The sequence below is a fragment of the Modestobacter lacusdianchii genome, from assembly GCF_054177765.1.
Map to the genome: position 1 here is coordinate 62,559 of NZ_JBJJTJ010000014.1, position 23,152 is coordinate 85,710.

Genomic DNA, 23,152 nt, shown 5'->3' on the forward strand with positions numbered 1-23,152 from the left:
CACGCCGGGTGATCATCAGCCCCCTGGCGGACGCTCCAGCTCCTCCGCGAGCCGGGTCAGCTCGTCACCGCCGGCCATCATCTCGGTCAGCTCCTCGCGGCTCAGCTCACCCTTCGCGAAGTCGCCCATGCTCCGCCCCCGGTTGAGCAGCAGGAACCGGTCGCCCACCGGGTGCGCGTGGTGCGGGTTGTGGGTGATGAACACCACGCCCAGCCCCCGGTCGCGCGCCTGGGCGATGTAGCGCAGCACCACACCCGCCTGCTTCACCCCGAGCGCGGACGTCGGCTCGTCGAGGATGAGCACCCGGGCACCGAAGTGCACCGCCCGGGCGATCGCCACCGACTGCCGCTCACCGCCGGAGAGGGTGCCCACCGGCTGGTCGGGGTCGCGGATGTCGATGCCCATCGCGGCCAGCTCACGCCGGGTCACCTCCTTCGCGGTGGCCCGGTCGAACCGGCGGAACGGGCCCCAGCCCGTGGTCGGCTCCGACCCCAGGAAGAAGTTCCGCCAGATCGCCATCAGCGGGATCATCGCCAGGTCCTGGTAGACCGTGGCGATCCCCGCGTCCAGCGCGTCCCGCGGCGCCCCGAACTCCACCGGCGACCCGTCGAGCAGCAGCTCGCCGCGCGTGGGGCGGTGCACCCCGGCCAGCACCTTGATCAGCGTCGACTTGCCGGCGCCGTTGTCCCCGAGCACGCAGGTCACCTCACCCGCACGGACGGCGGTGGAGATGCCGTCCAGGGCGATGACCGAGCCGAAGTCCTTGCCGATGCCACGCAGCTCCAGCAGCGGGGCGCCCTGCCCGTGGTCGCCGCCCGTGGCGCGCGTCGCCCCGGTCATCGCCGGGCCGCCTCGGCGTAGCGGCGCACCAGCCGGTTGGTCAGCACCGCGAGCAGCAGCATCGCGCCGAGGAAGAAGTAGAACCAATCGGCGTCCCAGTTGAGGTAGACGATCCCCTGCTGGGTCATCCCGAAGATCAGCGCACCGAGCGCCGCGCCGACGGCCGAGCCGAAGCCACCGGTCAGCAGGCACCCACCGATCACCGCCGCGACGATGTAGATCAGCTCCTGCCCGGTGCCGGTGTTCGCCTGCACCGAGGTCAGCCGCACGGCGGTGATCGAGCCGACCAGCCAGGCCGCCCCGGCGGTGGTCATGAACAGCGCGATCGTGGTGCGCCGCGCCGGGACGCCGACGTTGCGGCTGGCCACGTCGTCGCCCCCGGTGGCGAACACCCAGTTGCCGAACCGGGTGCGCAGCAGCACCCAGCTGGCCACCGCGGTGAGCAGCAGCCACCACACGATCGCGATCCGGAACGGCTGCCCGAAGACGCTGATCGTCGAGGCCAGCACCAGCTCGGCGGAGTGGTAGCCGGGCGCGTCGGCCAGCCCGCGCACCTGGACGGTGCCGGTGAACAGCTTGGTCAGCCCCAGGTTCAGGCCCTGCAGCATCAGGAAGGTGCCCAGCGTGATGATGAAGCTGGGCAGGCCGGTGCGGGTCACCAGCCAGCCGTTGAGGAAGCCGATCGCCAGCGCCAGCACACCGGCCGCGGCGATCGCCACCCAGATGTTCTGCCCCAGCTCGACCGCCACGATCCCGACCGTCAGCGCGGTCGTGCCGGTCATCACGCCGGCGGAGAGGTCGAAGTGCCCGCCGATCATCAGCAGCGCGACGGCGACCGCCATGATCCCCAGCGTCGAGGCGACGTCCAGCCAGTTCGCCACCCCGCTCAGCGAGCGGAAGACGCCGGACTGGGCGGAGAAGAACGCCAGGATGGCGATCGCCCCGATCAGCGACCCGATCTCCGGCTTGACCAGCAGCCGTCGTCCGAGCCCGACGGAGGCGATCCGCTCGTCGGTGCGCGCCGTCCGGTCGACCGGCGCCTGGCTGGTGGCGCTCAGCGGGTGCCCGCCGATGCGAGCTCGGCGATCTCGTCGACGTTCTCGCTGTCGACGATCCCCGGGCCGGTGAGCACGGGCTGGCCGCCACCGACGGTGTTCAGGTTCTCCGCGTAGAGCTTGAGCATGACGATCGGCAGGTAGCCCTGCTCGAACTGCTGCTGGTCGACCGCGAAGGCCACCGTGCCGTCCTGGATGGCGGAGATGACGTCGCCGTTGAGGTCGAAGGTGGCGATCTCCACGTCGGCCCCGGCGTCGGAGGCGGCGGCCGCCGCCACCGGTGCCACCGCGGAGTTCAGCGTGAGGACGGCGTCGATCGAGTCGTCGCTCTGCAGCTGCGAGGTGATCGTCGACTGCGCGGACTGCAGGTCGTTGATGTCCACCTGCAGCAGCCGGACGTCGGTGCCCAGCCCCTGGGAGGCACCCGCGCAGCGCTGCTCCAGGCCGATGTTGCCGGCCTCGTGCACGACGCACAGCACGTTCTGCGCGCCGTCGGCGGCCAGCCGCTGCCCGGCGCCGATGCCGGCGATCGTCTCGTCCTGGCCGACGTGCCCGATCGCACCGAACTCGGCCGACTCAGCGGCCCCGGAGTTGATCGTGACCACCGGGATGCCGGCCTCGACCGCCGCGGAGATGGAGTCCTGCAGGGCGTCGGGGTTGGCCATCGAGACGACGATGCCGTCGACGTCCTGGTTGACCGCGGCCTCGATGAGCTGCGACTGGCGCTGCGGGTCGCCGTCGCTCTGGTAGTCGACCCCGACCCCGAGGTCGTCACCGGCGGCCTGCGCACCGTTCTGCACGACGTCCCAGAAGGCGTCCCCGGCCGAGCCGTGGGTGACGACGGCGAAGTCCAGGTCGCCCGAGGCCGAGGCCCCGCCGCTGTCCCCACCGCTGTCCCCGCCGCCGGAGTTCTCGGTGGAGCAGCCGACGAGCAGCAGGGGCGCCGCCAGGGCGAGTGCGAGCAGCCGGGTGGGTCGAGCCATGGTGTGCCAGTTCCTCAATGTCGTCGCTCCTGTGTGGCGGCGCAGCACTGCCCCGCCGGTCACTCCCCCACGTCCCTGGACTCGGGACGCCTGGGGGCAGTCTGCGGCACCAGGCCGCGCCGGTGCCTGTCGTCAGCCCCTGATCATGCCCGCCCGCGCCGCCGGACACGGCACTGACCTCCTGATCGACACCAGGTCGTTGCCCGCCGGCCCCACGCGCGAGCGCACGCGCGCGTGGGGCGACCGCCGCGCGCCTAGGCTGCCCGACGTGGACGTGATGGCCTCCGGGCATGAACAGGTCGTCTTCTGCTCCGACCCGGAGTCGGGGCTGCGCGCGGTGATCGCGGTGTACTCCACCGCGCTCGGCCCGGCGCTGGGCGGCACCCGCTTCTTCCCCTACGCCTCCGAGGAGGCCGCGGTCGCCGACGCGCTCGCGCTGTCGAAGGCGATGGCCTACAAGAACAGCCTGGCCGGCCTCGACCTGGGCGGCGGCAAGGCGGTGATCATCGGCGACCCGCGCACCGACAAGACCGAGGCGCTGCTGCGGGCCTACGGCCGGTTCGTGGAGAGCCTGGGCGGCCGCTACCTGACCGCCTGCGACGTGGGCACCTACAACGCCGACCTGGACGTCGTCGCCCGGGAGACCCGCTTCGCGCACGGCCGGTCCGAGGCCTTCGGTGGCTGCGGCGACTCCTCGGTGCTCACCGCCTTCGGCGTCTTCCAGGGCATGCGCGCCGCCGCCCAGCACCGCTGGGGCGCACCCACGCTGGCCGGCCGCACGGTCGCCGTCGCCGGGGTGGGCAAGGTCGGCAGCTGGCTGGTCGACCGGCTGGTCGCCGACGGTGCCTCCGTCCTGGTCACCGACGTCGACCCCGGCGCCGTGGCGCGGGTGCGCGCCCGGCACCCGCAGGTCACCGCCGTCGCCGACACCGAGACCCTGGTGCGCACCCCGCACGACGTCTACGCCCCGTGCGCCCTCGGTGGCGCGCTGGACGACGAGACGGTCGCCGCGCTGCCCGCGGAGGTCGTCTGCGGTGGCGCGAACAACCAGCTGGCCCACGAGGGGACGGCGCAGCTGCTGCTCGACCGCGGCGTGCTCTACGCCCCCGACTACCTGGTCAACGCCGGCGGCGTGATCCAGGTCGAGGACGAGCGGCACGGCTTCTCCTTCGCCCGGGCCGAGGCGAAGGCCACCTCGATCTTCGATGTCGCGCTCCGGGTGTTCGCCGCCGCCGACGCCGAGGGGGTCTCCCCCGCGGTCGCCGCCGACCGGCTCGCCGAGGAGCGGATGCGCTCCGTCGGCCGCCTGGCGACCATCCGGCTGCCCCGCTGAACCCCGTCGGGAGGGGCCCCAGCGCCCGTCCCGAGTGAGACCCGGGTCACGGATCACCTCCCGACGAGGGGGCTGGGGGGTGGGACGCGTGCTCGTGACCGATACGTGTCGTAAGCTCGGCCCAGGACACAGTCACTCAGTCGGGGTCGCCACACGGGCCGTCCAGCCCAGTGCTGGGCGACCCGAACTCCGTCACGAGGGGGTCGAGCCATGGGGCGCGGCCGAGCGAAGGCCAAGCAGACACGCGTGGCCCGTGAGCTCAAGTACAGCTCACCCAACACCGACCTCACGGCCTTGCAGCGCGAGCTCGCTGGCCAGCCGTCGTCGTTCCCCTCCCGGGGGCCGAAGGACGACGACGAGGAAGAGCCGTACGCCGGTGCTTGGTCACAGGACGACGAGGACGACGACTGGGCTGCCAGCCGTTGACCAGCTGAGCCCCCGGGCCCAGTGACTCGTTCCAGGGCGACACCACGGCACCGCAGGGTGCCTCGGTGTCGCCCTGCGCGTGCACTCCGAACGGCGTCAGCCCCGCACCGGCCCCCCGGGTCAGGTGCGGGGCTGCTGCCGGTTCAGCGGTAGGAGCCCACCAGCCGGGCCCGGTCCGCACCGTCGGCGGCGTCGGCCGTCGCGCCGATGGTGCCGGCCACCCATGCGGGCACCCCGCGGTCGGTCAGCAGCGCGACCGCCCGGTCGGCGTGCTCCGGGGCGACGGCCGCCACCATGCCGACGCCGCAGTTGAAGGCCCGTTCGGACTCCGCCCGCGGCACGCCGTGCTCCTCCAGCAGCCGGACGGCCGGGGGCAGCACCCAGCTGCTGCGGTCCAGCACGGCCTCCAGGCCGGCGGGCACCACGCGCGCGGTGTTGCCGGCCAGCCCGCCGCCGGTGATGTGCGCGTAGGCGTGCACCGTCTCGACGCCGAGGGCCTCGACCAGGGCCAGGCAGTCCAGTGCGTAGATCCGGGTCGGCTCGAGCAGCTCGTCCCCCAGCGGCCGGGTCAGCCCGGCGGGGGTGGCGGTGAGGTCGAGCCCGGCGCGGTCCACGACCCGGCGCACCAGCGAGTAGCCGTTGGAGTGGAACCCCGAGGACGCCATCGCGATGACCGCGTCGCCGTCCCGCACCCGCTCCGGGCCGAGCACCGCGTCGGCCTCGACCACCCCGACGGCGGTGGCGGCCAGGTCGTACTCGTCGGCGTCCATGAGGTCGCCGTGCTCGGCGGTCTCGCCGCCGACCAGCGCGGCACCGGCCTGGGTGCAGCCGGCGGCGATGCCGGTGACGATGGCGGCGATCCGCTCGGGGACGACCCGGCCGCAGGCCACGTAGTCCTGCAGGAAGAGCGGTTCGGCGCCGCAGGCGACCAGGTCGTCGACGACCATGGCGACCAGGTCGATGCCGACGGTGTCGTGCCGGTCCAGCGCCCGGGCCAGGGCGATCTTGGTGCCCACGCCGTCGGTGGAGGAGGCCAGCAGCGGCCGGCGGTACTTCGCCGTGTCGAGGGCGAAGAGGCCGGCGAAGCCACCCAGCCCCCCGACGACCTCGGGGCGGTTGGTCCGTTCCACCGCCGTGCGCATCAGGGTGACGGCGCGCTCACCGGCGTCGATGTCGACGCCCGCGGCGGCGTAGGTGTACTCGCCGCTCACGGCCGGCTCAGCGCGTCGTCGGCACCGCCGGGCAGCGAGGGGCTGCCGGCCTGCTGCCCGGTCCAGCCGGTGACCGCGGCGGCGGGCTCCAGCGCGCGACGGCCGATGCCCTCCAGCACGTGCTTGCCCAGCACCTCCGGCTCGGCCAGCGGGATCGGGTACTCGCCGGTGAAGCAGGCGGTGCACAGCCGGTTGGCCGGCTGCTCGGTGGCGGCGATCAGCCCCTGCTCGGAGACGTAGCCCAGGGAGTCGGCGTTGATCGAGGCGCGCACCCCGTCGACGTCCAGGCCGTTGGCCACCAGCTCGGCCCGGCTGGCGAAGTCGATGCCGTAGAAGCAGGGCCACTTCACCGGCGGCGAGGCGATCCGCACGTGCACCTCGACCGCACCCGCCTCGCGCAGCATCCGGATCAGCGCGCGCTGGGTGTTGCCGCGGACGATCGAGTCGTCCACGACGACCAGGCGCTTGCCGCGGATGACGTCGCGCAGCGGGTTGAGCTTCAACCGGATGCCCAGCTGGCGGATCGTCTGGCTCGGCTGGATGAAGGTGCGCCCGACGTAGGAGTTCTTGACCAGGCCCAGGCCGTAGGGGATGCCGGAGGCCTCGGCGTAGCCGACCGCGGCCGGCGTGCCGGACTCGGGCACCGGGATGACCAGGTCGGCCTCCACCGGGTGCTCCTTGGCCAGCCGGCGGCCGATCTCCACCCGGGCGGCGTGCACGCCGCGGCCGGCGATCGTGGTGTCGGGCCGGGCCAGGTAGACGTACTCGAAGACGCAGCCCTTGGGGTCGGCGGGCGCGAAGTGCTGGCTGCGCAGCCCGTCCTCGTCGATGGCGATCAGCTCGCCGGGCTCGACCTCACGGACGAACGAGGCGCCGCAGATGTCGAGTGCGGCGGTCTCGCTGGCGACCACCCAGCCGCGCTCGAGCCGGCCGAGCACCAGCGGGCGCACGCCCTGCGGGTCGCGCGCGGCGTAGAGCGTGTGCTCGTCCATGAAGGTGAGGCTGAACGCGCCCCTCAGCCGCGGGAGCACCTCCATCGCCGCCGCCTCGACCGACACGTCCGGCCTGGCCGCGATCAGCGAGGTGACCAGGTCGGAGTCGTTGGTCGCGACGAACGCCCCGGCCACGCCCTCGTCCGCGGCGGCACTGGCCAGCTCGGCGGTGTTCACCAGGTTGCCGTTGTGGCAGAGCGCCAGGCCGGGGCCGGCACCGGTGGTGCGGAACGTCGGCTGGGCGTTCTCCCAGGTGGAGGCGCCGGTGGTGGAGTACCGGGCGTGCCCGACGGCGATGTGGCCGCGGAGGCTGCCCAGCGTCGGCTCGTCGAAGACCTGGCTCACCAGGCCCATGTCCTTGTAGACCACGACGGAGGAGCCGTCGGACACCGCGATGCCGGCCGCCTCCTGCCCGCGGTGCTGGAGGGCGTACAGGCCGAAGTAGGTCAGCTTCGCGACCTCCTCCCCCGGGGCCCAGACCCCGAAGACGCCACAGGCGTCCTGGGGACCAGGGGAATGGGGGTCGAGGTCGTGCGTCAGCCGTCCGTCACCGCGAGGCACCCCCAGAGAGTACCGGCTGCGCCGTCCCCGCCTGGGTGGGACCGATCACTCGGGCGGGGACGACGTCGTCCGGAAAGGGCAGCTCAGCGGCCGGGACCGCCCGCCGCGATCAGGCGATGTTGCCCAGCTCGGCGTCGATCGTGGTGTCGTCGCCGTGGCCGGTGCGCACCACGGTGTCCCCGTGCAGCGACATCAGCCGGCTGCGGATCGACTGCAGGATGGTCGGCTTGTCGCTGTACGACCGGCCGGTGGCCCCGGGCCCACCGCAGAAGAGCGTGTCGCCGGTGAAGACGGTGCGCAGGTCGGCCGAGTGCAGGCAGGTGCTGCCCGGGGAGTGGCCGGGGGTGTGCAGCGCCTCCAGGGTCACGCCGGCGACGGTGAACCGGGTGCCGTCGGCGAGGTCGCGGTCCGGGGCGGTGTCGGGGTGCACGACGTCCCACAGCATCCGGTCGGCCGGGTTCAGCCAGACCGGCGCCGCGGTGGCCTCGCGCAGCGCCACGGCCGCGGTGAGGTGGTCGTTGTGGCCGTGGGTGAGCACGATCGCGGTCACCCGGCGGCCGCCGATCGCCTCGACGATCGGCTCGACCCGGTGCGGGGCGTCGACGACCAGCACCTCGTCGTCGTCGCCGACCAGCCAGACGTTGTTGTCGACGTCGAAGTCCTGCCCGTCGAGGCTGAAGACCCCGCTGACGACGGCCTTCTCGATCCGGGCGGTCACTTGTCGAACACCACCACGGACCGCAGCACCTCACCGGCGTGCATCTTCTCGAACGCGGTCTCGACGGCGTCCAGGGCGATCGTCTCGGAGACGAACGCGTCCAGGTCGAACCGGCCCTGCAGGTACAGGTCGATCAGCATCGGGAAGTCGCGGCCGGGCAGGCAGTCGCCGTACCAGGAGGACTTCAGCGCCCCGCCCCGGCCGAACAGCTCGATCATCGGCAGCGTGAGCTGCATCGTCGGGTTCGGCACCCCGACCAGGACGACGGTGCCGGCCAGGTCGCGGGCGTAGAAGGCCTGCTCGAACACGGCGGGGTGCCCGACCGCGTCGATCGAGACGTCGACGCCGAAGCCCCCGGTGAGCTCCTTGATCCGGGCGACCGCGTCGGTCTCCTCCGAGTTCACCGTGTGGGTGGCGCCCATGCCCCGGGCCCACTCCAGCTTCCGGTCGTCGATGTCGACGGCGATGATCGTCGTGGCGCCGGCCAGCGCAGCCCCGGCGATCGCCGCGTCACCCACGCCGCCGCAGCCGAAGACGGCCACCGAGTCGCCGCGGGTGACGCCACCGGTGTTGATCGCCGCACCGACCCCGGCCATCACGCCGCAGCCCAGCAGGCCGGCCGCCGTCGGCGGGGCCGCCGGGTCGACCTTGGTGCACTGCCCGGAGTGCACCAGCGTCTTCTCCGCGAACGCGCCGATGCCCAGGGCCGGGGACAGCTCGGTGCCGTCGGCCAGGGTCATCCTCTGCGCGGCGTTGTGGGTGTCGAAGCAGTACCAGGGCTTGCCTGCGGTGCAGGCCCGGCACTCCCCGCAGACCGCCCGCCAGTTCAGGACGACGTAGTCGCCGACCGCCACGTTCGTGACGCCCTCGCCGATCGCGGAGACGACGCCGGCCGCCTCGTGGCCCAGCAGGAACGGGAACTCGTCGTTGATCCCGCCCTCCCGGTAGTGGAGGTCGGTGTGGCAGACCCCGCACGCCTGGACGTCGACCACGGCCTCGCCCGGACCCGGGTCGGGGACGATGATCGTCTCGATGGTGACCGGTGCACCCTTGCTCAGGGCGACGACGCCCTTGACCTCGTACGGCATGCCGTCAGCCTAGGGACGGCAGCCCCGGTGACGCCCCTCGCGCCCACTGGCCGGGAGCCGGGTGGTTGCGTCTGCAACGAATTGGTCTCGGCCTCACCCCGACGAGGGCGGTCGGCGCGCCGATGTGCTGGTCGCGTCGTACCGTCCCTGCGGTCGCGACGCAGCTCACAAGGAGTGTGACTCGCGCGGCTGGCTCGTCCGACCGGCCGCGCCGTCACGTCACCTCGGAGGTCTCCGTGGCAGTACCCAGCTTCCTGGCCCGGGAGCGCATCATCGCGAAGCCCGGGTTCAACCGGTGGCTCATCCCACCCGCGGCCCTGGCCGTCCACCTGTGCATCGGGCAGGCCTACGCGACCAGCGTCTACAAGGCCGCGCTCGTCTCCCACTTCGACTCGACCCTCACCGCGATCGGCATCGTCTTCTCGATCGCCATCGTCATGCTGGGCCTCTCGGCGGCGCTCTTCGGCACCTGGGTGGACCGCAACGGCCCCCGCGCCGCGATGTTCACCTCCGCCGTCTTCTGGGTGTCCGGGTTCCTCGTCGGCTCGCTGGGCATCGCCACCGAGCAGCTGTGGCTGCTCTACCTCGGCTACGGCGTCATCGGCGGCATCGGTCTGGGCATCGGCTACATCTCGCCGGTCTCCACGCTGATCAAGTGGTTCCCGGACCGTCCGGGTCTGGCCACCGGCATGGCGATCATGGGCTTCGGTGGTGGCGCGCTCATCGCCTCGCCGCTGTCCCGTCAGCTGATGAACTGGTACGACCCGGCCTACGACGGCACCGCGGGCACCACCCCGAGCGGCAACGCGGTCGCGGGTCTGTTCCTCACCCTGGCCCTGCTCTACCTGGTCTTCATGATGTTCGGCGCCTTCATCGTCCGCGTCCCCGCCGACGACTGGAAGCCGGCCGGCTTCGACCCCTCGTCGGTCAAGCAGAAGGCGCTGGTCACCACCGAGAGCGTCTCGGCCGGCAACGCCATCAAGACCCCGCAGTTCTGGCTGCTGTGGACCGTGCTGTTCTGCAACGTGACCGCCGGCATCGGCATCCTCGAGCAGGCCGCCCCGATGATCCAGGACTTCTTCCGCGACGGTGAGACCTCTGCGGTCGCCGCCGCCGCGGCCGGGGGATTCGTCGGGCTGCTGTCGCTGTTCAACATGGGTGGCCGCTTCGTGTGGTCCTCCACGTCGGACTACATCGGCCGCAAGGGCATCTACACGGTCTACCTGGGTGTCGGCCTGGTGCTCTACGTCCTGCTGGCCACCGTCGGCAGCAGCGCCGTCTGGCTGTTCGTCGCGCTCGCCGCGATCATCATCAGCTTCTACGGCGGTGGGTTCTCGACCGCCCCGGCCTACCTGCGTGACCTCTTCGGCACCTACCAGGTCGGCGCCATCCACGGCCGGCTGCTGACCGCCTGGGCGGCCGCCGGCATCGCCGGCCCGCTGATCGTCAACGGCGTCCTGGACACCCAGGGCACCCCGGGGCAGCTCAACGCCGGTGACTACCGGCCGGCCCTGTTCATCATGGTGGGCCTGCTCGCGGTCGGCTTCGTCGCCAACCTGCTGGTCAAGCCGGTGGCGGCCAAGTGGCACGAGCCGCACGCCACCACCCCCGCCACCGCCCGCGCCAACCCCGAACGGAGCACCGCACGATGAGCGAGCCCAAGAGCACGACGCCGACCGGCCTGGTCGCCTTCGCGTGGGCCCTGGTGGGCCTGCCGCTGGTGTACGGGCTGGTGCAGACCATCCGCACGGCCAGCGCCCTCTTCACCGGCTGAGCCACCCGCACCACCACACAGCGCCCCCTCTGCCACCTGGCAGAGGGGGCGCTGTCGTTCCACGTACGGATCCCGGCCGGAGGCCGTCTCCGGGAAGAGTGGGGGCCGGAGGCTCCCGCGAGGAGCGGAGGAAGCGGCTCAGCTCAGCCGGGGGACGGCTCCTGGCCGCGGTGCGGCCCGGAGGGTCGCGACGAGAGCGGGCGCAGCGGCAGGAGCTCAGAGAGGTCGGCGCGGTTGCCACTGGCGCTGACCCGGCCCTCGGCCAGCGCCTCTGCCCAGGTCAGCCGACCGGTCGCCAGCCGCAGCCAGGTCGCCGCGTCGGTCTCGATCACGTTGGGCGGCGTGCCGCGGGTGTGCCGCGGCCCCGGGATGCACTGGACGGCGACGAACGGCGGCACCCGCACCTCGACCGAGCGCCCGGGCGCGTGCTGGGCCAGCCAGCGCGCCGACGTCTTCACCGCCGCCCCGAGCACCGCCCGGGGCGGCTGCTCGCCCTCCCCGGCCAGCCAGCCGGCCGTGGGGGCGAGCGCGGCGCGCAGGTCCTCGGCCGAGATCGGCGCGACCCCGGCCATCACCGCGGCCCCCTCACGAGGACGCCGCAGCCCGGCGGCACGACGAGCGGCACGACCGGGATCAGCTGGTCGGGACGGTGCCCGCCGGCACGGAGCCCACCGCGACCTCCGGGCTGCCGAACAGCGCCGGCAGGGTCGCCGTCCACGCCGCCCGCAGCTCCGCCAGCGGCAGCTCCAGGAGGCCGTCGAGCACCAGGGCGTCCCCGCCGGTCGTCCCGAGCTCGGTGACCGGCACACCGGCCGCCTCGGCGGCGGCGCGCACGCCGGCCGGGTCGGTGGTGGTGACCAGCACACGGGCGACCGACTCGCCGAACAGCGCCGCCGTCGGGTCGCCGGGCACGCTCATCCGGGCACCGGTGCCGTACCGCAGCGCCGACTCGGTCAGCGCCTGCGCCAGCCCACCGTCGGCCAGGTCGTGCGCGGAGCTGACCCGCCCGTCGGCCGCCAGCGCCGCCAGCAGCTCGCCCAGGGCGCGCTCGGCGGCCAGGTCCAGCCGGGGCGGCAGCCCGCCCAGGTGGCCGTGGACGACCGCGGCCCACGCCGAGCCACCGAACTCCGGCCGGGTCTCCCCCAGCAGCAGCACGGACTCGCCGTCGGCCCGCCAGCCGGTGGGCACCCGGCGGGTGACGTCGGCGTGCACGCCCAGCACCCCGATCACCGGGGTGGGGTTGATCGCGACGTCGCCGGTCTGGTTGTAGAGGCTCACGTTGCCGCCGGTGACCGGCAGCCCGAGCTCGCGGCAGCCGTCGGCCAGGCCGCGGACGGCCTCGGCGAACTGCCACATCACCTCGGGGTTCTCCGGGGAGCCGAAGTTCAGGCAGTTGGTGACCGCCAGCGGCTCGGCACCGGAGACGGCGACGTTGCGGTAGGCCTCGGCCAGGTTCAGCTGGGCGCCGGTGTACGGGTCCAGCCGGGCGTAGCGGGCGTTGCCGTCCAGCGACAGCGCGATGCCCAGGTTGCTCGACTCGTCGATCCGCAGCACGCCGGCGTCCTCGGGCTGGGCGAGCACGGTGTTGCCCCGCACGTAGCGGTCGTACTGCTCGGTGACCCAGCTCTTGTCCGCGCCGTCCGGGCTGGAGACGACCGCGAGCCAGTCGGCCCGCAGGTCGGCCGAGGACGACGGCGGCGCGTCGGCCTGCAGCGCGTCCAGGTCGGCCGGGCGGGCCATCGGCCGCTCGTAGCGCGGGCCCTCCAGCGCGACCGTGCGCGGCGGGACGTCGACGATCCGCTCGCCGTGCCAGTCGATGGTCAGCCGGTCGCCGTCGGTGACCTCACCGATGACGGTGGCCAGCACGTCCCACTTGGCGCAGACGGCGAGGAAGGCCTCGACCTTGCCCGGCTCGACGATCGCGCACATCCGCTCCTGCGACTCGCTCATCAGGATCTCGGCGGGGGTGAGCGTGGAGTCGCGCAGCGGGACGGCGTCCAGGTCGATCGCCATGCCCCCGGAACCGGCCGCGGCCAGCTCGCTGGTGGCGCAGGAGATGCCGGCCCCGCCGAGGTCCTGGATGCCGGTGACCAGGCCGGCGGCGAAGATCTCCAGGCAGGCCTCGATCAGCAGCTTCTCGGTGAACGGGTCGCCGACCTGCACGGCCGGCCGCTTGGCGGGCCCCTCCGCGTCGAAGGTCTCCGAGGCCAGGACCGAGACGCCGCCGATGCCGTCGCCGCCGGTGCGCGCCCCGAAGAGCACCACCTTGTTGCCGACGCCCTCGGCCTTGGCCAGCTGCAGCTCCTCGTGCCGCAGCACGCCGACGCACAGGGCGTTGACCAGCGGGTTGCCCGCGTAGGTCTCGTCGAAGAGCAGCTCGCCGCCGATGTTGGGCAGACCGAGACAGTTGCCGTAGCCGCCGACCCCGGCGACCACACCGGGCAGCACCCGCGCGGTGTCCAAGGCGTCGGCCGCGCCGAAGCGGAGGGAGTCCATGACCGCGATCGGCCGGGCGCCCATGGTCAGGATGTCGCGGACGATGCCGCCGACCCCGGTGGCCGCGCCCTGGTAGGGCTCCACGTAGCTGGGGTGGTTGTGCGACTCGACCTTGAAGGTGACCGCCCAGCCCTCGCCGACGTCGACGACGCCGGCGTTCTCGCCCATGCCGACCAGCAGGGCGTCGCTCCTGGGCAGGTCACCGAAGCGGCGCAGGTGCACCTTGGAGGACTTGTAGGAGCAGTGCTCGCTCCACATCACCGAGTACATCGCCAGCTCGGCGGTGGTCGGCCGGCGGCCCAGGATCTCGCGGATGCGGGCGTACTCGTCGTCCTTGAGGCCGAGCTCGGCCCAGGGCTGCTCGTCGTCGGGAGTGCGCCCGGCGCGGTCGACGGTGTCGAGGTCGGGCATCGCGCGGACGGCGGCGTCGGCCGGACCGTCGGGGGCGTGCGGGGTGGACGTCACCTCGGCGCTCACGCGATCACTCTGCTCGACTCCGGGATCGTTCCGCTCTTCGGTCGCTGGCGCCCCCTGCGATGCTCGCTCACCCGTCGTCATCGGGACCCGACCATCGCGGTGAGCACGGAGGTGAAGAAGCCCAGCCCGTCGACCGAGGGGCCGGTGAGCGCCTCGACCGCGTGCTCCGGGTGCGGCATCAGGCCGACCACCCGGCCGTCGGCGCTGGTGACCCCGGCGATGTCGCGGGAGCTGCCGTTGGGGTTGCCGTCGACGTAGCGCACGACCACCCGGCCCTCGCCCTCGAGGCGGTCCAGGTCGGCGTCGGCGGCCACGTAGCGGCCCTCGCCGTTCTTCACCGGGACGACGATCCGCTGGCCCTGCTCGAACGACGTGGTCCACGCGGTGTCGGCGCGCTCGACGAGCAGCCCCTGGTCGCGGTTGCGGAAGTGCAGGTGGCTGTTGCGGGTCAGCGCCCCGGGCAGCAGCCCGGCCTCGCACAGCACCTGGAAGCCGTTGCAGATGCCCAGCACCGGCAGGCCGCCGTGCGCCGCGGCCACCACGTCGGCCATCAGCGGCGAGCGCGCGGCGATGGCACCGGCGCGCAGGTAGTCGCCGTAGGAGAACCCGCCCGGCAGGACGACGGCGTCGACGTCCTTCAGGTCGTGGTCGCCGTGCCAGAGGGAGACGGGCTCGGCGCCGGCGAGCCGCACGGCGCGTGCGGCGTCGACGTCGTCCAGGGAACCCGGGAAGGTGATGACACCGATGCGCACTGGATCTCTCTCAGTCGGTGGTGCGAGCGGGGAGGTGCAGCTCGACGTCCTCGATGACGGGGTTGGCCAGCAGCGTCTCGGCGATCTGGCGCAGCTCGGCCTCGTCGGGGTCGCCGTCGACCTCGAGGACGAAGTGCTTGCCCTGGCGGACACTGCGCACGCCGGTGTGACCGAGGCGCCCGAGGGCGCCGAGCACGGCCTGCCCCTGGGGGTCGGAGATCTCTGGCTTCAGGACGACGTCGACGACCACCTGGGACACGCCGATGAGGGTACCGGCTGCCGGACAGGTGCCGACACCACGCCGGGGTGGCCGAACGGTCGTGCACAACCGGACCCGTGTCGCCCAGCCCCCCGGCCCCTGGCGTCATCCCAACGGGTCATCGACCTGCACGGTTGCACTGGAGAACCACTCCGCCCAGCCGATGATGGGCCCGGAGACGACCGCCACCGGGCGGTCGCCGAGCAGGTCGGAGGCACGGAGAGATGGTCGCGGGACAGCCCAACGTCGACCACCCGGTGGCGACCACCGCGCTCAGCGTCATGCCGCTCGGCCAGGACGAGGCGCTCACCGCCCGGGTCCGGCGCGAGACCGACTCCTTCCTGTTCATCAGCTCCCCGCGCAACGGCGTCGGTGAGGCCGCCCCCTTCGTCGAGCGGGACATGCTCGAGCTGTCGTGGCAGTCCGACGACGGCCTGCGCTCCGTGCCGGCCGAGGCCGTCGCCGTGGCCGACGACGGGACGTGGAAGGTCAAGCTCACCGGGCAGGCCAGCCGGATCCAGCGCCGGGACTCCGTCCGGGCGCCCATCGGGCTGTCGGTCACCCTCTCCTGGGACCGCACGACCCTGGTCGGCAGCACCGTCGACCTGAGCGAGGGCGGCCTGCTCGCCGTCTTCCGCCCGCACGGCGACCTCGGCGTCGGTGTCCCGTTCCCCAAGCGCGGCCAGCCGCTGTCACTGCGGCTCGACCTCTACTCCGACGAGCTGGTCACCGAGGTCGCGCTGGTGCGCCGCCGGCCCCGGCAGGACAACCTGCACGAGTGGTCGCTGCGGTTCGTCGCCCTCCCCGAGCCGGCCGCGGACCTCATCCGTTCACACGTCTTCACCGCACTGCGCAACGCCCGCGCCCGCGGGCTCGCCGCCATCTACTGAGCTCAGCTCCAGGGCAGCCCGGTGAGCTGCTGGTAGGCCTTGACGTAGCGCTCACGGGTGGCCGCGACGACGTCGTCCGGGAGCTCCGGGGGCTCGGAGGCCCGGTCCCAGCCCGACGTGGTCAGCCAGTCGCGCACGTACTGCTTGTCGAACGACGGCTGCGGTGCCCCCGGCGACCAGGTGATCGCCGGCCAGAAGCGCGAGGAGTCCGGGGTCAGCACCTCGTCGCCGAGCACCAGGGTCTCCCCGGCCGTGCCGAACTCGGGCCCACCGGCTGTGCCGGACTCGGGCCCACCGGCCGTGCCGAACTCGAACTTCGTGTCGGCCAGCACGATCCCGGCCCGCTCGGCGATCTCAGCGCCACGGGCGTACAGCGCCAGGGTCAGCGACCGCAGCGCCTCCGCGCGGTCGGCACCCACCGCCTCGACGACCTGGGCGAACCCGATCGCCTCGTCGTGCTCGCCCACCTCGGCCTTGGTCGAGGGGGTGAACACCGGCTCGGGCAGCCGGGAACCCTCGACCAGCCCGGCGGGCAGCGGGATGTCGACGATCGCGCCACTGCGCTGGTACTCGACCGTGCCCGACCCGGAGAGGTAGCCGCGGGCCACGCACTCCACCGGCAGCATCTCCAGCCGGCGCACCAGCATCGACCGGCCGGCGAGCTCGGCCGGCACGCCCTCGTCGAGCAGCGCGTCGCCGGAGGCCAGCAGGTGGTGCTCGGCGCCGTGCTCGGCCAGCACCGGCGCGAGCTGCTCGAACCACCAGACCGACAGCTGGGTCAGCACCCGCCCCTTGTCCGGGATCGGGGTGGGCAGCACGTGGTCGTAGGCGGAGACCCGGTCGCTGGCGACCAGCAGCAGCCGCTCGTCGTCGACCGCGTAGACCTCGCGGACCTTGCCGCGGGCGACGAGCTCGAAGGGCAGGCTCACGAGAGCGCAGCCAGCCGGTCGAACAGCGGGCCGAGGTTGGCCACGTACTGCTCGGGGCGGCAGATCTCGTCCAGCCGGGCCTCGTCCAGCGTCACGCCGTCCTCGGTGGCCCGCTCGCGCAGCGTCTGCCGGAACGGGGTGCCGTCCTTCCAGGTGCGCATCGCCGCGGACTGGACGAGCGCGTAGGCCTGCTCCCGGCTCATGCCGGCCTCGACCAGCTCCAGCAGCACCGAGGAGGTGTAGATCAGCCCGCCGGTGGACTCGAGGTTGGCCCGCATCCGGTCGGCGTCCACGACCAGGTTCTCCACCAGGCCCGCCGTCAGGTTGAGCAGGTAGTCGGTGGTGATCGCCGCGTCGGGCAGGAACACCCGCTCGGTCGAGGAGTGCGAGATGTCCCGCTCGTGCCAGAGCGGGATCCCCTCCATGACCGGGACGATCGCCGCGCGCACCACCCGGGCCAACCCGGCGATCCGCTCGGAGCGGATCGGGTTCTTCTTGTGCGGCATGGCGCTGGAGCCCTTCTGCCCCGCGCCGAACGCCTCGGAGAGCTCACGCACCTCGGTGCGCTGGCCGTGCCGCACCTCGAGGGCGATCGCCTCGCACACGGTGGCGATGATGCCCAGCGCGGACACCCACTCGCTGATCCCGTCGCGCAGCACGACCTGGGTGGAGGCGTCGGCCGCGCGCAGCTGCAGCGCCTCGGCGACCGTGACCTCGACCGACGGGTCGATCAGGGAGTACGTGCCGACGGCGCCGGAGATGGCGACCACGCCCACGGCCTCGCGGGCGCGGCGGAGCCGGTCGCGGGAACGGGCGGCGGCGAAGGCCAGGTCGGCGACCCGGTGGCCCCAGACGTCGGGCTCGGCGTGCACCCCGTGCGTCCGCCCGACCTTGATCGTGTGCCGGTGGGCCAGGCCGTGGTCGCGCAGGGCGGCGACCAGCCGGTCGGCCTTGGCCAGCAGCACGTCGGTGGCGTCGGTGAGCTGGACGGCGAGCGCGGTGTCCAGCAGGTCCGAGGAGGTCATGCCGTGGTGCACGTAGGCGGCCGCCGAGCGGGGCTCGGTGTTGTCCGCCCACGCGGTCAGGAAGGCGATGACGTCGTGCTGCGTCGTCTCCTCGATCTCCGCGACCCGCTCGGGGGTCGGCGGCGGCGCGTTGCGCACCGGCTCGACCACGTCGGCGGGCACCCGGCCGGCGGCCGCGTGCGCCTCCAGCACGAGGGTCTCGACCCGGCACCAGAGCTCGTACTTGTGCTGGTCGCTCCAGACCCGACCCATCTCCGGCAGGGTGTACCTGTCGATCATGCGGGTACCGCCTCGGACTGGTCAGCTCGTCGCACCACGGCCCCATCCTCTCGCACCGCTGCGAGCGGGCCCCCATCAGCTCGGAGGACTCGATGTTGCAGCGGGCCAGGCGCGTGGTCGACCGGGCCCGTGAGCGCATCCGCGCGGCCGCCGAGCACGACCCGCACGCCTGGCCCGAGGGCACCGTGTTGGTGATGGAGGACGGCAGCCGCGCCGTCGTCGACCACGTCGAGGACGGCGGGACGACGACCCCGCCGTCCGCCCGGGAGACGCCCGCCGACGGGACCCCTGTGCCCGGCAGCCCGCACCCCGACGCCCCGGACGTCGACGTCGCCGGCGGGGTCAGCGGACCCCCGGCACCGGGCGGCCCACCACCGGAGCCGGGCCGCGACCGCAGCCGCGGCAGCCTGCTGGCCCCCGACGGGGCGCTGCGGGCCGCCGAGCGCGACGTGCCCAACGGGCTGCGGATCGCCGCGGCCTGGTCCTGGCGGACCGTCGCCGTGGTGGCGGCGCTGTACCTCCTGCTGCGGGCCGCCGGGTACGTGGCGGTGGTCGTCGTCCCGGTGATCGTGGCGCTGCTGCTCGCCGCGCTGCTGCAGCCGGGAGCGGCGTTCCTGTGCCGCCGGGGCTGGCCGGTGTCGCTGGCCGCACTGACCATGCTCGTGGTCGGGCTGGGCGTCGTCGCCGGCATCGTCACGCTGGTCGTCGAGGAGTTCGCCGCCGGCTACGACGACCTCGCCTCGCAGGTCGACGAGGGGCTCACCCAGATCCAGGACTTCGTCACCCGCACCTTCCCGGTCACCGACGGGCAGATCACCGACGCCGTGGAGAGCGCGAACCAGGCCGTCATGGACAACCGCGACGTGCTCACCTCCGGAGCGCTGACCACCGCAGCCACCGTCGGCGAGGTGCTCACCGGCACCCTGCTGACCCTCTTCACGCTCTTCTTCTTCCTGATGGACGGCCGGCAGATCTGGCTGTGGGTGGTGGGGCTGGCACCGACCAACGCGCAGGCCTACATCGACGAGGCGGCCCGCCGGTCGTGGCGCACGCTGATCTCCTACGTCCGGGCCACCGTCGGGGTCGCCGCCTTCGACGCCGTCTTCATCGGCATCGGGCTGGTGTTCCTCGGCACGCCGCTGGTGGTGCCGCTGGCCGCGCTGGTCTTCCTCGGCGCCTTCATCCCGATCATCGGGTCGTTCCTGGCCGGCACCGTGTCGGTGCTGGTGACCCTGGTCGCGGTCGGCCCGGTGCGGGCACTGATCGCGCTGGGCATCATCGTGCTGGTCATGCAGCTGGAGAGCCACGTGCTCCAGCCGCTGCTGCTGGGCCGCGCCGTCTCGGTGCACCCGCTGGCCGTGGTGCTGGGCATCGGCGCCGGGCTGCTGATCGGCGGGATCTTCGGCGCGCTGATCGCCGTGCCGGTCATCGCCTGCGGCAACGTGGCCGGCACCTACCTGTCCCGCCGCCACGAGGGGCCCCGGCCACCCCAACCGGACACCCGCCGCGCCCGCCGCATGGTCCGGGCCGGCTGAGCCACTGCGACCGGTCGACGGAGTGCCCGTCCAGGCCGCTCAGGGGGCGGTGATGCGGCCCTCGACGGCGGCCAGGCCGATGTCGGTGCGCCAGTGCGCGCCGGCCAGCCGGACCGAGGCCAGCCGCTCGTAGACCGTCTGCCGGGCCGCGGCGAGGTCCGCACCGACCGCGGTCACGGCCAGCACCCGCCCGCCGGCTGCGTGCACCTGCCCGTCGGCGCCGACCGCGGTGCCCGCGTGCAGCACGCCCTCGCCGTCCGCCCCGGTGATCGGGTCGCCCAGCCGCGGCCGCTCCGGGTAGCCGTCGGCGGCGACCACCACGGTGACCGCGGCGCCGTCCCGCCAGCGCAGCGGCGGCTGCTCGGCCAGCGTGCCGGTGGCCGCGGCGTGCAGCAGCCCGGCCAGCGGCGTCTCCAGCAGCGGCAGCACCACCTGGGTCTCCGGGTCGCCGAACCGGGCGTTGAACTCGACCACCCGCACGCCGCGCGAGGTCAGCGCCAGCCCGGCGTAGAGCAGCCCGCTGAACGGCTCCCCGCGGCGGGCCATCTCGTCGATCGTCGGCTGCAGGACGGTGGCCCGCACCTCCTCGACCAGGCCGGCCGGCGCCCAGGGCAGCGGGGCGTAGGCGCCCATGCCGCCGGTGTTCGGGCCGCCGTCGCCGTCGTCCCGGCGCTTGTGGTCCTGCGCGGGCAGCAGCGGCACCACCGTCGTCCCGTCGGACAGGGCGAACAACGAGACCTCCGGGCCGTCGAGGAACTCCTCGATCAGCACCGAGTGGCCGGCGTCCAGCACCGCGCGCCCGTGCGCGACCGCCGCGGCGCGGTCGGTGGTGACCAGGACGCCCTTGCCGGCGGCCAGCCCGTCGTCCTTGACCACGTACGGCGCGCCGGCCTCGTCCAGCGCCGTCTCCAGCTCGGCCGGGCCGCCGACGGCCCAGAAGCCGGCGGTCGGCACGCCCGCGGCGGTCATCACGTGCTTGGCGAAGGCCTTGGAGCCCTCGATCTGGGCGGCCTGGGCGGAGGGCCCGAAGCAGGCGATCCCGGCCTCCCGCACGGCGTCGGCGGCACCGGCGACCAGCGGCACCTCCGGGCCGATCACGACCAGGTCGGCCTGCCACTCCGTGGCCAGCCCGCTCACCGCCACCGGGTCCGCGACGTCCAGCGGGAACGCCTGGGCCAGGGTGACCGTGCCGGCGTTGCCCGGCGCGCACGCCAGCGCGGTGACCGCGGGGTCGGACTGCAGAGCCACGCACAGGGCGTGCTCCCGGGCACCGGAACCGATCACGAGGACGCGCACCCGGCGAACCTACCCACCCCCCGCACCGGGGCAGAAATGGCCATTTCTGCCCTCGGGGTCAGCGGCGTCGCCGGTGGACGGCGCGGAGCCGGGCGGACTCGGCTGCGCGGGCCCGGGCGTCGGAGCGGAGCTCCTGCCGGTGCGCCTCGGCCTGCAGTTTCCGCCAGGCGGTGAAGCGGGCCGGGTCCAGGTCACCGCGGTCGATCGCCGCCGCGACCGCACAGCCGGGCTCGGTGCGGTGCGCGCAGTCCCGGAACCGGCACTCCGTGGCCCACCCGGCGACGTCGGCGTAGGCGGTGTCCACCCCGTCGGCGCCGGGCAGCGCCAGCTCGCGCATGCCCGGGGTGTCGATCAGCAACCCGCCGCCGGGCAGCTGGTGCAGCTCCCGCGCCGTGGTGGTGTGCCGCCCCCGGCCGTCGGCGCGGATCCCGGCGGTCCCCGCCACCGGCCGCCCGGCCAGCGCGTTGGTCAGCGAGGACTTCCCCACCCCTGAGGGGCCCACCATGACGGCGGTGCACCCGGGGCCGATCAGCGCCGCCACCTGCGCCGTCCCCTCCCCGGTCACCGCGCTGACCGGCAGCACGTCGACACCGACCGCGTCCTCGGCGACGGCGGCCACCGCGGCCGGCACGTCGGCACACAGGTCGGCCTTGGTCAGCACCACCACCGGGGTCGCCCCGCTGGCCCAGGCCACCGCCAGGTAGCGCTCCACCCGGCGCAGCCGCGCCTCGCCGACCAGGGAGTCCACGACCAGCACCAGGTCGACGTTGGCCGCCACCACCTGGGGCGCCGACGTCCGCCCGGCCGCCGTCCGCACGAACGCCGTCCGGCGGGGCAGCAGCCGCACGGCCCGCTCGCCCCGCAGCGCCACCCAGTCGCCCACGGCCGGCGCGCCCTCCCCCGGCCCGACCCAGGGCACCCGACGTCCGCCGTCGGCGGTCAGCACGGTCAGCAGCGCGCGGTCGACGCGGGCGACCCGCGCCGCCAGGCACCCGTCCGGCACGTCCGACAGCGGGACGACCCCGGCGGCCGGGACTGAGAGATCACTCACAGGGGTCATGCTGCTCTCCAGGTGAGGCCGCTGTCCCCCGATTTGTCTGCATGAAGTCGGCGCGCGTTCAGGCCCCGGACAGCGAACTGGGTTTCCCTGGAGTCATGTCGGAGACCGGCCTGAAGGCCGTTCGTACGCCTCGTCAGGCGCGCTCCCCGCTCGTCATCGGGCACCGCGGCGCACCGAGCTACCGCCCCGAGCACACCGTGGCCAGCTACGAGCTGGCGATCGACCTCGGGGCCGACCTCGTCGAGCCCGACCTCGTGGTCACCCGGGACGGCGCGCTCGTCGCCCGGCACGAGAACGAGCTCTCCCGCTCCACCGACATCGCCTCCCGCCCCGAGTTCGCCGACCGCCGGCGCACCCAGGAGGTCGACGGCGAGGAGGTGACCGGCTGGTTCACCGAGGACCTCACCCTCGCCGAGGTGCGCACGCTGCGCGCCGTCGAGCGGACGCCGGCGATGCGCCCGCTGAACACCGCCTACGACGGCCGCTACGGCGTGCTCACCCTCGCCGAGGTCGTCGAGATCACCCAGCGCCGGTCGACCCCGGAGCGCCCGGTGCGCGTGCAGGCCGAGCTGAAGTACCCGGCCTGGTTCGCCGCCCAGGGCCTGCCGATGACCGAGCTGGTCGCCGCCGAGCTGCGCCGGCTGGACGCCGCCCGTCCCGACGGCCCGGTGGTCGTGATGGCCTTCGAGCAGTCGGCGCTGCGCGCCCTGCGGGCCGACCTGGGCACCGGCGGACCGCGGCTGGTGCAGCTGATCGAGGAGGAGGGCGTGCAGGACGCCCTGGTCACCCCGTCCGGCCTGCGGGAGATCTCCACCTACGCCGACGGGATCGCCCCGCACAAGGGCCGGATCCTGCTGCACGACGCCGCCGGTGGCCTGGTCGGCGTCTCCGACCTGGTCAGCCAGGCACACCGGGCCGGGCTGACCGTCGAGCCGTGGACGCTGCGGCCGGAGAACGTGTTCCTGCCCAGCCACCTGCGCCGCGGCAGCGACCCGAGCGGGCTGGGCGACGCGCAGACCGAGGCCCGGTTGCTGTTCGCCCTCGGGGTGGACGGCGTGATCGCCGACGCCCCGGAGACCGCCTACCGGGCCCGCGCCGAGCTCTCCGCCGCCGCTCTGGCCCCGGTCCGCCCCCGCGTCTGAGACGCACCGCTCCCCCGACCGCACCCAGCCG

General features: G+C 73.8%; 22 protein-coding genes. 7 read left to right on the forward strand and 15 right to left on the reverse strand.

Annotated elements, in window-relative coordinates; genetic code table 11:
• Positions 1-15 precede the first annotated feature (15 nt).
• The 3 genes from ACJTNH_RS12175 to ACJTNH_RS12185 form a co-directional block, all read right to left on the reverse strand.
• Entirely contained in the window at positions 16-840 is an 825-nt protein-coding gene (locus tag ACJTNH_RS12175; protein WP_458175967.1) for an ATP-binding cassette domain-containing protein, read from the reverse strand.
• Entirely contained in the window at positions 837-1,721 is an 885-nt protein-coding gene (locus tag ACJTNH_RS12180; protein WP_458175969.1) for an ABC transporter permease, read from the reverse strand. The genes ACJTNH_RS12175 and ACJTNH_RS12180 overlap by 4 nt, the downstream gene beginning before the upstream one ends.
• 173 nt (positions 1,722-1,894) lie before the next feature.
• Positions 1,895-2,878 (reverse strand): substrate-binding domain-containing protein, encoded by a 984-nt coding sequence (locus ACJTNH_RS12185; RefSeq protein WP_458175971.1) that lies wholly within the window; start codon positions 2,876-2,878, stop codon positions 1,895-1,897.
• 277 nt (positions 2,879-3,155) lie between these two features.
• Between ACJTNH_RS12185 and ACJTNH_RS12190 the strand changes: the two genes are divergently transcribed.
• Together ACJTNH_RS12190 and ACJTNH_RS12195 are read left to right on the forward strand one after the other, a co-directional pair.
• On the forward strand, positions 3,156-4,211 hold the full coding sequence (locus ACJTNH_RS12190; RefSeq protein ID WP_458176043.1) for a Glu/Leu/Phe/Val family dehydrogenase: 1,056 nt from the start codon (positions 3,156-3,158) through the stop codon (positions 4,209-4,211).
• A gap of 210 nt (positions 4,212-4,421) precedes the next feature.
• Positions 4,422-4,637 (forward strand): DUF3073 domain-containing protein, encoded by a 216-nt coding sequence (locus ACJTNH_RS12195; protein ID WP_299952754.1) that lies wholly within the window; start codon positions 4,422-4,424, stop codon positions 4,635-4,637.
• 143 nt (positions 4,638-4,780) lie between these two features.
• Here ACJTNH_RS12195 and purM read toward each other — a convergent pair whose 3' ends face one another.
• The 4 genes from purM to ACJTNH_RS12215 all read right to left on the reverse strand — a co-directional run bounded on the left by purM (position 4,781) and on the right by ACJTNH_RS12215 (position 9,207).
• A complete protein-coding gene (gene purM / locus ACJTNH_RS12200; RefSeq protein ID WP_458175973.1) occupies positions 4,781-5,848 on the reverse strand; it encodes a phosphoribosylformylglycinamidine cyclo-ligase in 1,068 nt (355 codons plus the stop codon).
• A complete protein-coding gene (gene purF / locus ACJTNH_RS12205; protein WP_458175975.1) occupies positions 5,845-7,401 on the reverse strand; it encodes an amidophosphoribosyltransferase in 1,557 nt (518 codons plus the stop codon). Before purF ends, purM begins: the two co-directional genes overlap by 4 nt.
• 109 nt (positions 7,402-7,510) lie before the next feature.
• A complete protein-coding gene (locus ACJTNH_RS12210; protein WP_458175977.1) occupies positions 7,511-8,119 on the reverse strand; it encodes an MBL fold metallo-hydrolase in 609 nt (202 codons plus the stop codon).
• A complete protein-coding gene (locus tag ACJTNH_RS12215) occupies positions 8,116-9,207 on the reverse strand; it encodes an S-(hydroxymethyl)mycothiol dehydrogenase (RefSeq protein WP_458175979.1) in 1,092 nt (363 codons plus the stop codon). The genes ACJTNH_RS12210 and ACJTNH_RS12215 overlap by 4 nt, the downstream gene beginning before the upstream one ends.
• Positions 9,208-9,443: 236 nt before the next feature.
• On the opposite strand from ACJTNH_RS12215, the gene ACJTNH_RS12220 reads away from it, so the two are divergent.
• Positions 9,444-10,859, forward strand: coding sequence for an OFA family MFS transporter (locus ACJTNH_RS12220; protein ID WP_458175981.1), 1,416 nt, complete (start codon positions 9,444-9,446; stop codon positions 10,857-10,859).
• Positions 10,856-10,981, forward strand: coding sequence for an MFS transporter small subunit (locus ACJTNH_RS12225; RefSeq protein ID WP_458175983.1), 126 nt, complete (start codon positions 10,856-10,858; stop codon positions 10,979-10,981). The genes ACJTNH_RS12220 and ACJTNH_RS12225 overlap by 4 nt, the downstream gene beginning before the upstream one ends.
• A 143-nt stretch (positions 10,982-11,124) precedes the next feature.
• On the opposite strand, the gene ACJTNH_RS12230 is transcribed toward ACJTNH_RS12225, so the two are convergent.
• The 4 genes from ACJTNH_RS12230 to purS all read right to left on the reverse strand — a co-directional run bounded on the left by ACJTNH_RS12230 (position 11,125) and on the right by purS (position 14,965).
• On the reverse strand, positions 11,125-11,553 hold the full coding sequence (locus ACJTNH_RS12230; protein WP_458175985.1) for a sterol carrier family protein: 429 nt from the start codon (positions 11,551-11,553) through the stop codon (positions 11,125-11,127).
• A gap of 61 nt (positions 11,554-11,614) precedes the next feature.
• A complete protein-coding gene (gene purL, locus ACJTNH_RS12235; protein WP_458175987.1) occupies positions 11,615-13,954 on the reverse strand; it encodes a phosphoribosylformylglycinamidine synthase subunit PurL in 2,340 nt (779 codons plus the stop codon).
• Between the two features lie 77 nt (positions 13,955-14,031).
• On the reverse strand, positions 14,032-14,706 hold the full coding sequence (purQ, locus tag ACJTNH_RS12240) for a phosphoribosylformylglycinamidine synthase subunit PurQ (protein ID WP_458175989.1): 675 nt from the start codon (positions 14,704-14,706) through the stop codon (positions 14,032-14,034).
• Positions 14,707-14,716: 10 nt separating this feature from the next.
• Positions 14,717-14,965, reverse strand: coding sequence for a phosphoribosylformylglycinamidine synthase subunit PurS (gene purS / locus ACJTNH_RS12245; RefSeq protein ID WP_222194478.1), 249 nt, complete (start codon positions 14,963-14,965; stop codon positions 14,717-14,719).
• Positions 14,966-15,189: 224 nt separating this feature from the next.
• On the opposite strand from purS, the gene ACJTNH_RS12250 reads away from it, so the two are divergent.
• Positions 15,190-15,855: a PilZ domain-containing protein gene (locus tag ACJTNH_RS12250; RefSeq protein ID WP_458175991.1), complete on the forward strand. Its 666-nt coding sequence runs from the start codon at positions 15,190-15,192 to the stop codon at positions 15,853-15,855.
• A 2-nt stretch (positions 15,856-15,857) separates the two neighbouring features.
• Here ACJTNH_RS12250 and ACJTNH_RS12255 read toward each other — a convergent pair whose 3' ends face one another.
• Entirely contained in the window at positions 15,858-16,784 is a 927-nt protein-coding gene (locus tag ACJTNH_RS12255) for a phosphoribosylaminoimidazolesuccinocarboxamide synthase (protein WP_458175993.1), read from the reverse strand.
• A complete protein-coding gene (purB, locus tag ACJTNH_RS12260) occupies positions 16,781-18,088 on the reverse strand; it encodes an adenylosuccinate lyase (protein ID WP_458175995.1) in 1,308 nt (435 codons plus the stop codon). The genes ACJTNH_RS12255 and purB overlap by 4 nt, the downstream gene beginning before the upstream one ends.
• Positions 18,089-18,180: 92 nt before the next feature.
• On the opposite strand from purB, the gene ACJTNH_RS12265 reads away from it, so the two are divergent.
• Positions 18,181-19,623, forward strand: a complete 1,443-nt coding sequence (locus ACJTNH_RS12265) for an AI-2E family transporter (RefSeq protein ID WP_458175997.1) — start codon at positions 18,181-18,183, stop codon at positions 19,621-19,623.
• Positions 19,624-19,662: 39 nt separating this feature from the next.
• Here ACJTNH_RS12265 and purD read toward each other — a convergent pair whose 3' ends face one another.
• Positions 19,663-20,919, reverse strand: a complete 1,257-nt coding sequence (purD, locus tag ACJTNH_RS12270) for a phosphoribosylamine--glycine ligase (RefSeq protein WP_458175999.1) — start codon at positions 20,917-20,919, stop codon at positions 19,663-19,665.
• A 58-nt stretch (positions 20,920-20,977) separates the two neighbouring features.
• Entirely contained in the window at positions 20,978-21,979 is a 1,002-nt protein-coding gene (gene rsgA / locus ACJTNH_RS12275) for a ribosome small subunit-dependent GTPase A (protein WP_458176001.1), read from the reverse strand.
• A gap of 95 nt (positions 21,980-22,074) precedes the next feature.
• Between rsgA and ACJTNH_RS12280 the strand changes: the two genes are divergently transcribed.
• Positions 22,075-23,121, forward strand: coding sequence for a glycerophosphodiester phosphodiesterase family protein (locus ACJTNH_RS12280; RefSeq protein ID WP_458176003.1), 1,047 nt, complete (start codon positions 22,075-22,077; stop codon positions 23,119-23,121).
• The last annotated feature ends 31 nt before the right edge of the window (positions 23,122-23,152 follow it).

What these genes read in the sequence shown, in the direction of transcription:
- ACJTNH_RS12175 (WP_458175967.1), bottom strand. Translation starts at nt 840, where the DNA reads ATGACCGGGGCGACGCGCGCCACGGGCGGCGACCACGGGCAGGGCGCC.
- ACJTNH_RS12185 (WP_458175971.1), bottom strand. Translation starts at nt 2,878, where the DNA reads ATGGCTCGACCCACCCGGCTGCTCGCACTCGCCCTGGCGGCGCCCCTG.
- ACJTNH_RS12190 (WP_458176043.1), top strand. Translation starts at nt 3,156, where the DNA reads ATGGCCTCCGGGCATGAACAGGTCGTCTTCTGCTCCGACCCGGAGTCG.
- ACJTNH_RS12195 (WP_299952754.1), top strand. Translation starts at nt 4,422, where the DNA reads ATGGGGCGCGGCCGAGCGAAGGCCAAGCAGACACGCGTGGCCCGTGAG.
- ACJTNH_RS12215 (WP_458175979.1), bottom strand. Translation starts at nt 9,207, where the DNA reads ATGCCGTACGAGGTCAAGGGCGTCGTCGCCCTGAGCAAGGGTGCACCG.
- ACJTNH_RS12225 (WP_458175983.1), top strand. Translation starts at nt 10,856, where the DNA reads ATGAGCGAGCCCAAGAGCACGACGCCGACCGGCCTGGTCGCCTTCGCG.
- ACJTNH_RS12230 (WP_458175985.1), bottom strand. Translation starts at nt 11,553, where the DNA reads ATGGCCGGGGTCGCGCCGATCTCGGCCGAGGACCTGCGCGCCGCGCTC.
- ACJTNH_RS12250 (WP_458175991.1), top strand. Translation starts at nt 15,190, where the DNA reads ATGGTCGCGGGACAGCCCAACGTCGACCACCCGGTGGCGACCACCGCG.
- purB (WP_458175995.1), bottom strand. Translation starts at nt 18,088, where the DNA reads ATGATCGACAGGTACACCCTGCCGGAGATGGGTCGGGTCTGGAGCGAC.
- ACJTNH_RS12265 (WP_458175997.1), top strand. Translation starts at nt 18,181, where the DNA reads ATGTTGCAGCGGGCCAGGCGCGTGGTCGACCGGGCCCGTGAGCGCATC.
- rsgA (WP_458176001.1), bottom strand. Translation starts at nt 21,979, where the DNA reads ATGACCCCTGTGAGTGATCTCTCAGTCCCGGCCGCCGGGGTCGTCCCG.
- ACJTNH_RS12280 (WP_458176003.1), top strand. Translation starts at nt 22,075, where the DNA reads ATGTCGGAGACCGGCCTGAAGGCCGTTCGTACGCCTCGTCAGGCGCGC.